The 13407-nt window shown below is 68.0% G+C and carries 13 protein-coding genes; 7 read left to right on the top strand and 6 right to left on the bottom strand.

What is annotated here, in order from left to right; all coding sequences use genetic code 11:
• Positions 1–81 precede the first annotated feature (81 nt).
• Positions 82–558, top strand: a complete 477-nt coding sequence (locus tag ACIA8C_RS22790) for a winged helix-turn-helix transcriptional regulator (RefSeq protein ID WP_397137769.1) — start codon at positions 82–84, stop codon at positions 556–558.
• On the opposite strand, the gene ACIA8C_RS22785 is transcribed toward ACIA8C_RS22790, so the two are convergent.
• The gene (locus tag ACIA8C_RS22785) at positions 531–1226 is read right to left on the bottom strand and encodes a nitroreductase (RefSeq protein ID WP_397137767.1); all 696 of its coding nucleotides are present in this window, start codon (positions 1224–1226) and stop codon (positions 531–533) included. The two genes, ACIA8C_RS22790 and ACIA8C_RS22785, sit on opposite strands and share 28 nt — an antisense overlap.
• Positions 1227–1377: 151 nt before the next feature.
• Here ACIA8C_RS22785 and ACIA8C_RS22780 point away from each other — a divergent pair, with 151 nt between their 5' ends.
• A complete protein-coding gene (locus tag ACIA8C_RS22780) occupies positions 1378–3588 on the top strand; it encodes an Eco57I restriction-modification methylase domain-containing protein (RefSeq protein ID WP_397137765.1) in 2211 nt (736 codons plus the stop codon).
• Here the strand turns inward: ACIA8C_RS22780 and ACIA8C_RS22775 are convergent, their stop codons facing one another.
• Positions 3589–4212 carry a TetR/AcrR family transcriptional regulator gene (locus ACIA8C_RS22775; protein WP_397137763.1) on the bottom strand — a complete coding sequence of 208 codons (624 nt, stop codon included), beginning with the start codon at positions 4210–4212 and terminating at the stop codon, positions 3589–3591.
• A gap of 204 nt (positions 4213–4416) precedes the next feature.
• On the opposite strand from ACIA8C_RS22775, the gene ACIA8C_RS22770 reads away from it, so the two are divergent.
• Positions 4417–5229: an SDR family NAD(P)-dependent oxidoreductase gene (locus ACIA8C_RS22770; RefSeq protein ID WP_397137761.1), complete on the top strand. Its 813-nt coding sequence runs from the start codon at positions 4417–4419 to the stop codon at positions 5227–5229.
• Positions 5230–5333: 104 nt separating this feature from the next.
• Complete coding sequence (locus tag ACIA8C_RS22765) at positions 5334–6329, top strand: GAF domain-containing protein (protein ID WP_397137759.1); 996 nt, start codon at positions 5334–5336, stop codon at positions 6327–6329.
• A gap of 25 nt (positions 6330–6354) precedes the next feature.
• On the opposite strand, the gene ACIA8C_RS22760 is transcribed toward ACIA8C_RS22765, so the two are convergent.
• The 3 genes from ACIA8C_RS22760 to ACIA8C_RS22750 form a co-directional block, all read right to left on the bottom strand.
• The gene (locus tag ACIA8C_RS22760; RefSeq protein WP_397138167.1) at positions 6355–6540 is read right to left on the bottom strand and encodes a hypothetical protein; all 186 of its coding nucleotides are present in this window, start codon (positions 6538–6540) and stop codon (positions 6355–6357) included.
• Positions 6541–6931: 391 nt separating this feature from the next.
• Positions 6932–7447 (bottom strand): gamma carbonic anhydrase family protein, encoded by a 516-nt coding sequence (locus ACIA8C_RS22755; RefSeq protein WP_397137757.1) that lies wholly within the window; start codon positions 7445–7447, stop codon positions 6932–6934.
• A complete protein-coding gene (locus ACIA8C_RS22750; RefSeq protein WP_397137755.1) occupies positions 7444–8406 on the bottom strand; it encodes a GlxA family transcriptional regulator in 963 nt (320 codons plus the stop codon). The genes ACIA8C_RS22755 and ACIA8C_RS22750 overlap by 4 nt, the downstream gene beginning before the upstream one ends.
• A 71-nt stretch (positions 8407–8477) precedes the next feature.
• On the opposite strand from ACIA8C_RS22750, the gene ACIA8C_RS22745 reads away from it, so the two are divergent.
• Both ACIA8C_RS22745 and ald read left to right on the top strand, forming a co-directional pair.
• On the top strand, positions 8478–9248 hold the full coding sequence (locus tag ACIA8C_RS22745; RefSeq protein WP_397137753.1) for an MBL fold metallo-hydrolase: 771 nt from the start codon (positions 8478–8480) through the stop codon (positions 9246–9248).
• A gap of 350 nt (positions 9249–9598) precedes the next feature.
• A complete protein-coding gene (gene ald / locus ACIA8C_RS22740) occupies positions 9599–10711 on the top strand; it encodes an alanine dehydrogenase (protein WP_397137751.1) in 1113 nt (370 codons plus the stop codon).
• 236 nt (positions 10712–10947) lie between these two features.
• Here ald and sigJ read toward each other — a convergent pair whose 3' ends face one another.
• Complete coding sequence (sigJ, locus tag ACIA8C_RS22735; protein WP_397137749.1) at positions 10948–11910, bottom strand: RNA polymerase sigma factor SigJ; 963 nt, start codon at positions 11908–11910, stop codon at positions 10948–10950.
• A 550-nt stretch (positions 11911–12460) separates the two neighbouring features.
• Here sigJ and ACIA8C_RS22730 point away from each other — a divergent pair.
• Complete coding sequence (locus ACIA8C_RS22730; protein WP_397137747.1) at positions 12461–13378, top strand: cobalamin biosynthesis protein; 918 nt, start codon at positions 12461–12463, stop codon at positions 13376–13378.
• Positions 13379–13407 lie beyond the last annotated feature (29 nt).

Below are 13407 nucleotides of genomic sequence, written 5' to 3'. Positions count from 1 at the left end.
AGTTGATCTTCAAAAGCGACCATTTGGCTCACGTCAACTCCGCCAACAGCCCTGGGGTGGTGTGCTGGGTAGCATCGAGAAGTGCGCTACGAAGAACTTGCTGACGTGCCGTGTTCGATTACGCGCCCGCTCGTGATCTTCGGGGATCGCTGGACTTTGCTGATCTTGAAGTTCGCGTTTTCCGGGATCCGCCGGTTCAACGGGTTTCAGAGCGCGCTTGGCATCTCGCGCAGCCGGCTGCAGGATCGGCTCGATCGGCTGATCGAGCATGAGATCCTGGTCAAGCGGAAGGCCGCGGTGGGTGCGCACGAGGAGTATCGGCTCACCCAGAAGGGGCATGACATCTATCCGATCCTCATGGCCATCCGGGAATGGGGCGACGCCTACATGGCGCCCGACGGCCCGCCCGCGCGCTACACCCACCAGGGCTGTACGGGCGAGGCGCATGCGAACCTCGAATGCGACGTATGCGGCACGGCGATGACCGCGCGCGACGTGCTGCCCGAGGCCGGGCCGGGGCTGCTTGCCGGTCAGTCGGTGAACCAGGTCGCTACCTGAGTCAGATCCTCGCGAGAGGTGCGGAACCCGTTTACCGGATGGTCGGTGTCCGGGTAGCCGAAGGAGATCCCGGCGACGACCCGGCGATTGTCCGGGATGCCGAAGTAGGCGCGGAGGAACGGCGCGTACGACGCGAGCGCCGCCTGCGGTGCCGCACCGAGGCCGAGGCTCTGCGCCGCCAGCAGGAAGTTACCGATGTAGGCGCCGCAGTCGACGGCACCGTAGACGCCGATGTCGGCCTCGGTGGTCACGATCGCCACATGCGGTGCGTCGAACAGTTCGAAGTTGCGCACGGCCTGCCGCATCGTCTTCTCGTGGTCGCCCTTGCTGATGCCGACACTGTCGTACAGCTGCATTCCACACTCGCGGCGACGGTCCCGGAACACCCCGGTGTACTGCGCGGGAAACGGGAAATCCGGTGCCGGCGTTGCGGTTTGGACGTGCGCGAGCAACTCCTGGCGGAACCGGTCGGTGCCCGCGCCCTCGGTGAGCACAACCTGCCACGGCTGGGTGTTGCACCAGGAGGCGGTGCGCTGCGCGAGTCGCAGCAGCGTCTCGGTGACCTCCCGCGGCACCGGATGGGCCAGGAACTGCCGACAGGTCCAGCGTTCGTCGAGCAGCTTGGCCAATGCCGTGTATTGGTCGGTCGACACATCCGCTGCCGTCATCCCCGCTCCTCCATTTGGTTCCATTATGAGACCGAACGTTAGCATCGAAAATGATGGTGCGAAACGCTCATGTGCCGGTCTGTGCGCGGGGTGTGGGGGCAGTGCTCGCATTGCCCTGAATGCCAGGCTCTGACAAGGCAGAATCCACCGCATGGCGTCCGGAGCCCCCGCCGCGCGAGATCGCAAGCGGCACGGCAGGCACTACACGCCGCCCGAGCTCGCGCGCTTTCTGGCCGGACGGCTGCTCACGCACGTGCCGCGCCCGCGATCCGGGGTGCTGCGGGTGCTCGACCCGGCGTGCGGCGACGGCGAACTGCTCTTCGCATTGCGGGACGAAGCCGCGATCCGGCTGCCGGGGGTTCGAGTCGAGCTGACCGGATACGACCTCGACGCCGCGGCACTCGCGGTGGCACGAGCCCGAAACGAGGGAGCCGGGGTCGACTGGCACATCGGCGACTTCCTCGCGGCATCCCAAGAACTCGCCGCCGGTTCATTCGATGCCGTGATCACGAACCCGCCCTACGTCCGAACCCAGCAGTTGGGCGGAACCACCGCCCAACTGCTCAGCAAGCAGTTCGGCTTACGCGGCCGAATCGACCTCACCCACCCATTCGTCGCGACACTACCCCGGCTGCTATGCCCAGACGGGGTGCTCGGATTGCTGTGCGCCAACCGGTTTCTGACGACCAAGGCGGGCGCGAACATTCGGCGATTGCTGCTGGCCGAACTGGCGCCGGTCGAGTTGTACGACCTGGGGGACACCAAGCTGTTCGAGGCAGCCGTGCTGCCCGCGATCACCATCGCGACTCGTCGCGGAAGTGGCGAATGCCGGTACGTCTCGGCGTACGAGGTCGAAGGCGGCGAAGTAGCCTCGGGGACCGACCTTTTCGGTGCACTGCTCGGTGGCCGCGGTTGTCTTGTCGCGCACACCGGTCGGACCTTCGCGGTCGAGGTCGGCACTCTGGTCACCGGGCATGCGACGCGTTCGGGACGGGAAACTTCAGCGGTGCATGAGGTTTCCGCGGTAGACGGTGCGGATGCTCCTGATGAGGCGAGCATCGATCTTCGGGCCGAAGGTGCGCGTCAATCCGATGGGCCGGGTGCCAATTTTTCGGTCGACGGTGCGCCGCAATCTGGTGGGCGGAGCGTGGGCCTTGGGCTCGTGGGGCCGCTGCCTGGTGAGCCGAGCGTCGACCTGCGGGCCGAGGGGGAACGGCAATCTGGTGTAGCGGGTATGAATCTGGGGGCTGAGGCGTCGCGGCAGTCTGATTGGGCGGGTGCGGATCTGGGGGTCGAAGGTTCACTGCGAGCTGGTGGGTCGGGGGCGGGATTGCGGGATGACGGGCCATTGCAATCTGATGGACTGAGCGCGAGCCAGGGGAATGCGGGTCCGCGACAACCTGATTGGTCGCGTGTGGATTTGCAGGCAGCGGGTTCGCGGCCAGCCGGATCGATTCTCGCGCGACATTTGGCGCCCGATCCGCCGTCCGGCCGTCCTGGGCATCGAAAGACCGTGCGGCGCATGGCGGAACCGGAAACCGCGTGGCGGATGTCGAACGCCGAGGTCGATGCCTGGCTCGCCGGTATCGCGGCGACGACATGGCGGACCTTCGGCGAGGTTGCTCGAATTCGGGTGGGTATCAAGACAACTGCCGACAAGGTGTTCATCTCGGATCGGTGGGCCGACGTCGAGCCGCCTCCCGAACCTGAGTTGCTGCTCGAGCTGATCACCCACCACGACCTCGAACCGTGGCGCATCGCTCGATCGCACGACACTCGCGTGCTGTATCCCTACGACTTGAATCGGCCTAGTCGCACGCCGATCGATCTTAATGAATTCCCCTGCGCCGCTGAGTATCTGCGCGCCCACAAGGACACCCTCGCCGCCCGTCACTACCTCGGGCCGAGCGGACGGGAATGGTTCGAGATATGGGTGCCGCAACGTCCACACCTCTGGCGTGAGCCGAAGCTGGTGTTTCCGGATATCAGTGAACGTCCGAGATTTGCCCTCGATCGATCGGGCGCGGTCGTGAACGGTGACTGCTATTGGATTTCGCTGCCCGATCTGGGGGAGCGCCCGGCCGAAGCGGACAGGCTCGCGTATCTGCTGATGGGCGTGGCGAATTCGGCACTCGGGCTGCGCTTCTACGACGCGGTCTGCGGTAACCGCCTGTACTCGGGCAGACGCCGATGGATCACCCAGTACGTGTCGCGGTTGCCGCTACCGAATCCGGCAACGCCTTGCGCGGCGTCGGTCATCGACCTGGCTCGTGCGCTCGTCGACGGCCAGGTGCCCGACGCGGCGGCGCGGGCCGACCTCGACGAACGGGTGGCCGCGGCGTTCGGCGTCACGCCGATCTGACTACGCGGTGACGTGCACGCCAACCATGGGCATCAGCGTCCGCCGGGCGAACTCGCGGGCGCCGTCCCGGTCGGCGACCGGAATGAGCCCGTCCGGGGTGAGCGCCAGCGACAGCGCGAGCCGCGCCATGATCTCGGCGACCAGGTCGGCGTCGAAATCGTGCGTGTTCTCGGTGTCCCGCAGCTCGCGCAGCTTTTCCGCCAGGTAGCTGCGGCCGACGGCCAGGATCGGGCCTGCGTCGGTGGTGAGCCGGGGCAGGATCAGGTCCGGTTCGGTGCGCAGCAGGCGGCGCAGTAGCTCGTTGTTCGCGATGGCGGTGATGAACGCGACGAAGATCTCCACCAGCTGGTCCTCGGAGCCGGAGACGGCCCGCACCTGCTTGTCGATCATCTCGACGAAGCGCTGCGCCTCCCGCACGCTCACCGCCTCTACCAGGTCGTTCTTCGATTCGAAGCGGCGGTAGAGGGTGGCGGGGCTGATGCCGGCCCGCCGGGCGATCTCGCCCATGCTCGTCCGTTTGATGCCGAAGTCCAGGAAGGCCGACAGCGCGCTTTCCAGGAGTTTCTCGCCGTCGGCGACGGGTTTGTCCAGGATGCGCTGCAGCATGGGCGGGACAGTTGGCATCTGGTCTCCAGTCGATTCGCGCGAGGGCCGAGCGTACGGGATGGCGCCGCGACGGTGCGGGTGATGGACCTTCATTATTTCACCGACGTGCGGCGGCCTGGTCGCGGATCGCCGGAATGGGGCACAGGTCGCGCGTCCAGCAGCAGGTGGTTAGCCTTTGTGGATATCCGATATGGATGTCGGATGATTGGAAAGGGTTGAGCCGTGGCGTATTTCGCTGACCGGGTGGTGGCGATCACGGGTGCAGGCGCCGGCATCGGCCGCGAACTGGCCCTGGCGCTGGCTCGCGACGGTGCGGTGCTCGCGCTGTCGGACAAGTCGGCCGACGCCGTCGCCGAGACCGGGCGGCTGTGTGCTGCCGTCGGCCATGCGCCGACGACCACCACGCTCGACGTCACCGATCGGGCGGCGATGCTCGACCATGCCGCGGCCACCGTCGTGCACTACGGGCGGGTCGAGGCGCTGTTCAACAATGCCGGGATCCTGCACGTCGGCGGGGTGGCGGAGTCGCGGTTCAGCGATTTCGAGCAGGTGATGGACGTGGACTTCTGGGGAGTCGTCAACGGGACCAAGGCCTTTCTGCCGCATCTGCTGACCGCCGAGCGAGCCAACGTGGTGAACATGTCCTCGGCATTCGGCCTGGTCGGGGTGGCGCAGCATGGGCCGTACAACGCCGCGAAGTTCGCGGTGCGCGGATTCACCGACTCGCTGCGCCAGGACATGCGGGCCGCGGGCGGCAAGGTCCGGGTCACCGCGGTGTATCCCGGTGGGGTGCTCACCTCCATCGCGCGGTCGGCGAGCGTGGCGCCCGGCATCGACGCGGCGGCGGTCGTGCGGCGTTTCGAGGGGCATGTCGCGCGCACCACCCCGGCCGCGGCGGCCAGCACGATTCTGCGCGGGGCGGCGCGCGGCGAGGCCAAGGTTCTGGTCGGACTGGACGCCCTTCTTGTGGACCTGATCACAAGGTTCGCGGGCTCGTACCACGAACGAGTGCTGGACATGGTATTTCGTTCCTGACCGCGCGGAACCGCGCGATCAGGAACGGGTGATGTTGAAATGTCAACTGGTCGAACGCTTCTCACGGCGGTAAACGATCGGGCGCGATCGATCGGACGCGGCTGATGGCGAAATGGATCCTGGTCGAATGCTTTTCGGGCACGCCGGGCACGGTGATCGCCCTCGGTGCCGCCCCGAAATCCTTCGTGCCGTTGAGCAATATCCTGCGTAACCCGCTGTCGCTCGCCGACGCGGAAGCCGCTCTCGCGCAGGTAAGCCGGACCTGCGCCCCGGTCGCGTACGTCTCGGCGGACGGCCGCCGCACCGTGCGGGCCGAGCCGCTGCTCATCACGCCCGAGCGGGCGCACGCCGTCCGACTGTGGGTGGGGCCGGTGGCGGAGCCGCTGCCGGAGCGAGAACCGGTGGGGGCGTGGTACTTCAACCTCACCACCAGCCGGTCGGTGCGCAGCGTGGACCTGCTCGATCTGTACGGCGTCGCGCCCGAGGACCGGGAGGCCGAGTTGGCCCTCGCGGGCGCGTTCACCCGGTTGGTCACCAATCGGGACGAGAGCGAGGCGCTGGCGAAGATCGTGAATTCCGCGCCGGGCACCGAACATCAGGCGGTGTGGACGATCCGGCGTGACGACGATGCGTTGCGCGCAGGGCATTTCGCCTGCCGGATCATCCGCGAGGTCGACGCGGACGGGCGTGCGGTGGTGCTGTTCCGCGGGGTGACCCAGGACATCGGTGCCGCGACCGCGGTGCCGGCCGCCCCGCCGCCGATGATTCTGGAATATCGACTACTGGAGGCGTCCACCGCGCCGGGGGAGTATCGCGCGATCGTGAATCTGCGCTCGCTGCAACTGATTCGCTGGATCGGGCCGCCGATGCCCGGTATCGCGTGGGCCGCTCTGCCCGGTGAGCCGCCGCCGCAGATCCATCCGGACGATCTGGCGGCGGCGCAGGAGATGTCACGGGAGTTGGCGCGTCATCGCACCGAAGGCGTCGTGCGGCTGCGGTGCACCGACGGTGGCTGGCAGCCGGTGCGGGTGCGGGCCGCGCTGATGGCCTTGGATCAGCACACCACGGCCGGACTTGCCACGGTCACCGCTGCCGAGTGACACGCGGTGACCGTGGGCTGATGTGTCAGTGGCGCGGTAAGTTCAGCGCCACCATTTCCTGTTCGATCGCATTCGCGGCGAAATCTACTCCGCTGGAACGTAATTCATGGACTCGCCGTTGTAGTGCCTCGACGCCGCCCGGCTGGGCCGCGATGTCGGCAATGCTGATCCGCCCCGTGGACCGGTGCACACTCGACTGTACGTAGACCATCACCGATACCTCCTGCCTGCACGCTCACGACTCGCCTCGCTAACGCTCGGCTACGTCGTGCGCGACCGCGCGCTGCGTCCTTGGTTCGCTCGCTACGCTCACTCACGACTACGCCTCGTAAGGCTCGTCGTCGGCGACCGCGCGCCGCGTCTTCAGTTGGCTCGCTACGCTCACTCACAACTTTGCCGCGCTCGGCTCCGTCGTGTGCGACCGTGCGCTGCGATTCGGCTCGCTCGCTACGCTCGCTTACGGACCCATCGACCCAATATGGGCTAACCACTGCGCTACAAGCCGCACGACTACCGTTTCGGCAGGAGACCCCGGGTCGCCGGGCACGCTGGCAAAATGTTATCAGCGATTCTTGCTGGTCGCTTGATCAGTGTGTGCTGTCTCACACCTCTTTTGCCGCACGGTGATTGGCCGTGTTGTGTAGGTACACAGCCCCATTCAGCCGGATGCCGTCTTGCTCGGCCTCGCTGAGTTCGCGCCGGACCTTGCCGGGCACTCCGGCGACGAGCGACCCCGGCGGAATCTGCGCGCCCTCCGGGATCAGCGCGTTGGCCGCGATCAGGCTGCCCGCGCCGATCACCGCGCCGTTGAGCACGGTGGCGCCCATGCCGACCAGCACATCGTCGCCGACCGTGCAGCCGTGCAAGATCGCGTTGTGCCCCACCGAAACTCCGCTGCCGACGGTGAGCGGGAAGCCCGGATCGGCGTGCAGCACACAGCCATCCTGGATATTGGTCCGTTCGCCGACGCTGATCTGTTCGAGGTCCCCACGCAGTACGGCGCTGTACCAAACACTCACCTCGGCCGCGAGCCGCACCCGGCCGATCACCGTCGCGTTGGGTGCGACCCAGGCGGTCTCGTCGATCTCCGGGGCGAATTCGCCGATCTGAATCCTCATACCGCTGAACCTAGCCGTGCTCCCTGGAACAACGCGCGGTGGGCGGCGGGGCTGGTGCCGAGGATGCGATGGAAGTGATGGCGCAGGCTGACCGCGGTGCCGAAGCCGGTGTCGGTGGCGATGCGCTCCATGGTGTCGTCGGTGGTTTCCAGCAGCAGCCTGGCCCGGTCGGCGCGCTGGTGCAGCAGCCACTGCTGTGGGCTGTTTCCGGTGCGGTCGCGGAAGCGGCGGGTGAAGGTGCGGCGCGACATCAGGGCGATCCGGGCCCAGCCGTCCAGGTCGATCGATTCGCCGAGATGCGTTCTGGCCCAGACCATCGCGCGTTCGATGGGGTCGTCGTCGGTGGCGTCGGGGACCGCGACGGGGATGTACTGGGCTTGCGAGCCGCTGCGGTGCGGCGCGGTGACCAGGTCTCTGGCCAGTTCGGTCGCGGCGCGGCTGCCGAGGTCGTTGCGCACCAGGTGCAGGCAGCAGTCGAGGGCGGCGGCGACGCCCGCCGAGGTGATCACGTCGCCGAGGTCCGACCACAGGGTGTCGGCACGGACCCGGACGGCGGGGCAGGCGCGGGCGAGCGCGGCGGCACCGGCCCAGTGGGTGGTCACCTCGCGGCCGTCGGCCAGTCCGCTGGCGGCGATCGCCCACGAGCCGAGGCACAGGCCGACGATCCGCGCGCCCGCCGCGTGCGCGTGATGCAGGGCGGCGCGCAGTTCCGCCGACAGCGGCATGTCGCGCTCCCAGCTGGGGATGATCACCGTGTCCGCGCGGACCAGGCGGTCGAGTCCATGGCGCACCTTGATGTCGAAACCCGCTGGGGTGCGCAGACTTCCGGGGCGCTCGGCGCAGACATCTACCTGGTAGGGCGCTTGTCCGCCGATGCCGACCCGGCCGAAGACGAGGCTCGGCACGGACAGATGGAACGGGCTCATGCCGTCATAGGCGAGAACAGCCACTGTATGCATGGCCCGATTTTAGCGATAGGCGGCTCTCGGGCCACTGTTGGGTGCCCCGGCGAGTTGACAAGCTCAACGGCATGACCGACACCATCGAACACTCCAACCAGCTCGAAGTACTGCATATCGGCGGACCCACGGTGCGTCTGCGGTACGCGGGCCAGACCTTCCTGACCGATCCCACCTTCGACCAGCCCGGTGATTACCCGGGGCCGGTCACCCTGCACAAGCTCATCGGTCCGGCGGTGCCCGCGGATCAGGTCGGCCCGGTGGACGTCGTGTTGCTTTCGCACGATGAACACGCCGACAACCTGGACAACGCCGGACGCGAATTCCTGCGGACGGCGGGCACGGTGCTGTCCACACCCGGAGCCGCGGAACGGATCAAGGGCGTTCGCGGACTGGAGAATTGGGAGACCGTGACGATCGGCGGCGTCCGGATCACCGGGGTGCCCGCGCTGCACGGTCCCGAGGGGTGCGAATCGCTGACCGGGATCGTCACCGGGTTCGTGCTGCAGGCCGACGGTCAGCCGACCGTGTACGTCTCGGGGGACAACGCCTCTGTCGATCGGGTCGCCAAGATCGTCGAGCGGATCGGGAAGATCGATGCCGCGGTGCTGTTCGTCGGCGCCGCGAATGTCGGTCACTTCGGCGACATCGACCTCACTTTGAACGCGCGCACCGCAGTACAGGCAGCCGAGGTGCTCGGCGATGCGGTGATCGTGCCGGTGCACGGCGAAGGGTGGGTGCATTTCAGCGAGACGCTGGATCGGTTGAGTCTGCTGTTCGAGTATGCGGGGCGGGACAAGCAGCTGCGGATTCCGCCGCTGGGTGTGGCGATGACGGTCTGACGTACAGACTGGACCCGGCCGGAGCGGACACTTTCGCGCTCAGCGCGGCATCTCGAGCGAATTAGCGCGAGAAATGTCCGCTCAGGCCGGGTCGGGTGTCTACTTCGAATCCAATGTCTGCGTCGAGCATCGACCGTGCGCGGGATCCCGATCGCTCGACGAGGAGATCAATGGGTGCTGCTGGGCGAGTCCGCGGAATCGGCTCCGAACAGCGCGGATTGTCTAGGCCGCCATCGAAGTGCTGATCAACTTGCGCAGAAATATCCGGTGCGCGGGCGGTCTCGTGATCATCGTGTGATACCCGCGCGTCGTTCGTGGCGTGCGCCCGGTGCGGGGTTCACGATGGCGTTATGAAGATCGGAGTGCCACGCGAGGTCAAGCAGCAGGAGTTCCGGGTTGCCCTGACACCGGCGGGAGCCGGGGAGCTGGTCGCGCACGGACATGAGGTGCTGATCCAGGCCGGGGCGGGCGTCGGATCCGGGTTCGCGGACACCGACTATGCCGGTGTCGGGGCGCGACTGGTGACCGTGGATCAGGTGTGGTGGGAGGCCGACCTGGTGTTGAAGGTGAAGGAGCCGATCGCCGAGGAGTATCCGCGGCTGCGACGCGGGCAGGTGCTGTTCACCTATCTGCACCTGGCGGCGTCCCGCGAATGCACGGACGCCATCCTGAGCTCCGGGATCACCGCCATCGCGTACGAAACCGTGCGCGCCGCGGACGGTTCGCTGCCGTTGCTCGCGCCGATGAGTGAGGTCGCGGGCAAGCTCGGAAGTCAGGTCGGCGCTTACCATTTGATGGCACCGCTGGGCGGTGCGGGCATGCTGCTCGGCGGCGTGCCTGGGGTGCGTCCGGCCGATGTGGTGGTGCTCGGCGGCGGTGTCGCCGGATCCAACGCGGCCTCGGTCGCCGACGGCATAGGTGCGCGAGTCACCGTGCTGGACACCAACTTGCATCGCCTGCGCGAGTTGGACGCCCGCTTCGACGGGCGGATCGCCACCGTCGCGTCCAACTCCGCCGAGGTCCAGCGCGCCGTGTCCGGCGCCGACTTGGTCATCGGCTCCGTCTTGGTGCCCGGCGCCCGCGCGCCGAAACTTGTCTCCGACGACCTTGTCGCCCAGATGCGCCCCGGTTCGGTCCTCGTCGACATCGCCATCGACCAGGGCGGCTGCTTCGCCGGTTCACACCCCACCACCCACGCGAATCCGACCTTCCGCGTACATAATTCGCTGTTCTACTGCGTGGCCAACATGCCAGGAGCAGTACCCAACACCGCCACCGTCGCCCTCACCAACGCCACGCTGCCCTACGTCCGCGCCATCGCAGACCTCGGTTGGGAAGAAGCGTGTGCCGCCAACCCCGACCTCGCCCACGGTGCAACCGCGGACGCGGGCCGGTTGCTGTCAGCGGAAGTGGCTGCGGCACACGGGTATACGACAGCGAAGCCCGTGGGCTTAGCAGGCTGAAGCCCGAGCGTCATCCCGGAGTTCGCGTACGGCTTTCGGCGAGTAGGCCCACGATGCGCCGTGGATCATCAAGGGGCCTCGGGATCTCGACCCTGCTCCGCGTTGCGGGAGCCGCGTTCAAGATCAAGTGGAACTGGTGCTGGCATCGCCCGAGAGGGCACTGACACCAGTGCCCCCTGATCTTGAACGCAACCGCGGACGGAGTGGGCGGCTGGCACAGGCGGTGTGCGGCTGGACTATTCGTCTTCGGGGGTGGTGGCGCCGAGGTACCAGTCGGGCTCGCCGGTGGTGGGGAGGTCGTGCAGCTTGTCGGGGTTGCGGACGACGTCGATGGCGACGATGCGGCCGTCATCGATGGTGAAGGCGAAGACGCCGATGTGGTTGCCGTCGAAGACAACCAGGCCGGGCGCGCCGTTGACCAGCACCGCGCGGCCCCACCCGTGCGCCGCCGACGGCGCGTGGTACCAACCGAGCAGCATCTTCGCGATGAGCTCGGCGCCGTGCACCGGCTGCCGGATCGCGGGGACCTTGCCGCCACCATCGGCGGTCAGGCTGACGTTGGCGTCGAGGACGCCGAGCAGCGCACTGAGATCGCCGGAGCGCCAGGCGACCGCGAAGGCGGAGACGACCCTCTCCTGCTCGTCGGGCGAGGCGGGGAAGCGCGGTGTGCCGTCCTCGACCCGCTTGCGGGCGCGGGAGGCGAGCTGGCGCACGGCGGCCGGGGTGCGCCCGACCACCTCGGCGACCTCCGGGCCGGTCATGCCGAATACGTCCTGAAGCACGAACGCGGTGCGCTCGGCGGGCGACAGTGATTCGAGCACCACGAGCAGTGCCGTGGTGACCCGCTCGTCCTGGGTGATTCGGTCCGCGGGATCGTCCCAGCTGGTGACCTCGGGTTCCGGCAGCCACTCGCCGACATACTGTTCACGGCGAGCACGGGCCGACCCGAGCTGATCCAGCGCGAGGCGGCCGGTGACGGTGCTGAGCCAGGCGCGCAGGTTCTCGATCTGCCCCGCGGTCCCGGCCTCGTGCTGGCGCTGCAGCCGCAGCCACGCCTCCTGCACCACGTCGTCGGCGTCGGTCAGACTGCCCAGCGTGCTGTAGGCGAGCCTGCGCAGATACGGCCGGTGCTCCTCGAACCGCCGAGCCAGTTCGGCCTGGTCGATGGGTTCGGGAGTGGAAGGCTGTTCGGTAGTCACTGCTGTTCGCCGTTCGGTCGTTCCGCCCCGCCGGGGCGCGAGTCCTATGAGTGCGTCACGAGGTAGACGACGCAGCGAATCAGAGTGTGACACGCCGACGCGCCACGCCCACCACCGGCGAGGTCCGCGTCACTGGCCCGCGCTGCCACCCATAATCGAATGCCTGAAAATGGCATGTTTCGCGTGCCGCGCGTGAATTGGCTCGGCGTGCGTGTAGCAGCTGGCAATTTCGTGCGCGGCTCGACGACGCGAGCGCGGCTCGACGACGCGTGACCCGCTCGAGGAATCTGCGCGCTCGCTTACGCACCTGAGTCGGTCCTCGCCGACGGTGCCCTGGCGCCGCGAGCGGGACGCGGTGCGGCATCGTTCGAGCGAGCGCCGCTCGACGGACCTGCGCGCTCGCTTACGCACCTGAGTCGGTCCTCGCCGACGGAGCCCTGACGCCGCAAGCAGGACACGGTGCGGCATCGTTCGAGCGAGCGCACTGTCATGGCCGTTCGGGGTGCGAGGCGAGGGTTGTTCGGGTGGCGGTACCGGATAGGCTCGGTGGGTGCAGAAGGGGACCTCGACCGCGGCTGGGTTGCTGCTCGGTTTTGCGTTGGATCGGGTGTTGGGGGATCCGCGGCGGTGGCATCCGGTGGCCGGGTTCGGTTCGGCGGCAAGCGCGCTCGAATCGGTGACGTATGCCGATCGGCGTAGTGCGGGGGCGTTGCACGCGGTGCTGTTGGTGGGTGGGGTGGTCGGGTTGGGTGTCGGGGTTCGCGGGCTCGGACTCCCGGTGACCGCGTTGGCTACCTGGACGGTGCTCGGCGGGCACAGCCTGGCGAAGGCGGGCAGCGAGATGGCCGACCGGCTCGAGGCAGGCGATCTGGCCGGCGCACGCGCGCTACTTCCTTCGCTGTGCGGGCGCGACCCCGAGGTGCTCGACGCCGACGGATTGGCCCGCGCCGCACTGGAATCCATCGCCGAGAACACCTCCGACGCAACGGTGGCCCCGCTGGTCTGGGGCGCGCTCGCCGGAATACCCGGCCTACTCGGCTACCGCGCGATCAACACCCTCGACGCCATGATCGGCTACCGCAACGACCGCTACCGCCACTTCGGTTGGGCCGCCGCCCGCACCGACGACCTGGCCAACCTGCTCCCCGCCCGGCTCACCGGCCTGCTCACCGTCGCCCTCGCCCCGCTCGTCGGCGGCCGCCGAACCGCCGCGCTGAACGCCTGGCGCCGCGACGCCGCAAAACACCCGAGCCCCAACGCCGGAGTAGTCGAGGCATCGATGGCAGGCGCCCTCGGCGTCCGCCTCGGCGGCCGCACCCAATACCGCCACGGCACCGAACTCCGCCCCACCCTCGGCGACGGCCCCGCCCCGACAGTCGCCGACCTGCATCGCGCCGTACACCTGTCGAAAATCGTGCAACTGGCATCGGCATTCGTGGCTGCACTGTGGGCCGTCATCAGGCGCTAGCAGCAGCTGATCAAGAAGTGTGTTGGAGC

Source organism: Nocardia sp. NPDC051321 (assembly GCF_044455225.1).
GTDB lineage: Bacteria > Actinomycetota > Actinomycetes > Mycobacteriales > Mycobacteriaceae > Nocardia.
The sequence above is the reverse complement of the archived record's forward strand: the minus strand, read 5'-3'. Positions and strand labels throughout refer to the sequence as shown.

Excerpts from the sequence above, each read along its gene's own strand:
- ACIA8C_RS22750 (WP_397137755.1), bottom strand. The coding sequence starts at position 8,406 with ATGCATACAGTGGCTGTTCTCGCCTATGACGGCATGAGCCCGTTCCAT.
- ACIA8C_RS22755 (WP_397137757.1), bottom strand. The coding sequence starts at position 7,447 with ATGAGGATTCAGATCGGCGAATTCGCCCCGGAGATCGACGAGACCGCC.
- ACIA8C_RS22780 (WP_397137765.1), top strand. The coding sequence starts at position 1,378 with ATGGCGTCCGGAGCCCCCGCCGCGCGAGATCGCAAGCGGCACGGCAGG.
- ACIA8C_RS22765 (WP_397137759.1), top strand. The coding sequence starts at position 5,334 with ATGGCGAAATGGATCCTGGTCGAATGCTTTTCGGGCACGCCGGGCACG.
- ACIA8C_RS22760 (WP_397138167.1), bottom strand. The coding sequence starts at position 6,540 with ATGGTCTACGTACAGTCGAGTGTGCACCGGTCCACGGGGCGGATCAGC.
- ACIA8C_RS22745 (WP_397137753.1), top strand. The coding sequence starts at position 8,478 with ATGACCGACACCATCGAACACTCCAACCAGCTCGAAGTACTGCATATC.
- ACIA8C_RS22775 (WP_397137763.1), bottom strand. The coding sequence starts at position 4,212 with ATGCCAACTGTCCCGCCCATGCTGCAGCGCATCCTGGACAAACCCGTC.
- ald (WP_397137751.1), top strand. The coding sequence starts at position 9,599 with ATGAAGATCGGAGTGCCACGCGAGGTCAAGCAGCAGGAGTTCCGGGTT.
- ACIA8C_RS22785 (WP_397137767.1), bottom strand. The coding sequence starts at position 1,226 with ATGACGGCAGCGGATGTGTCGACCGACCAATACACGGCATTGGCCAAG.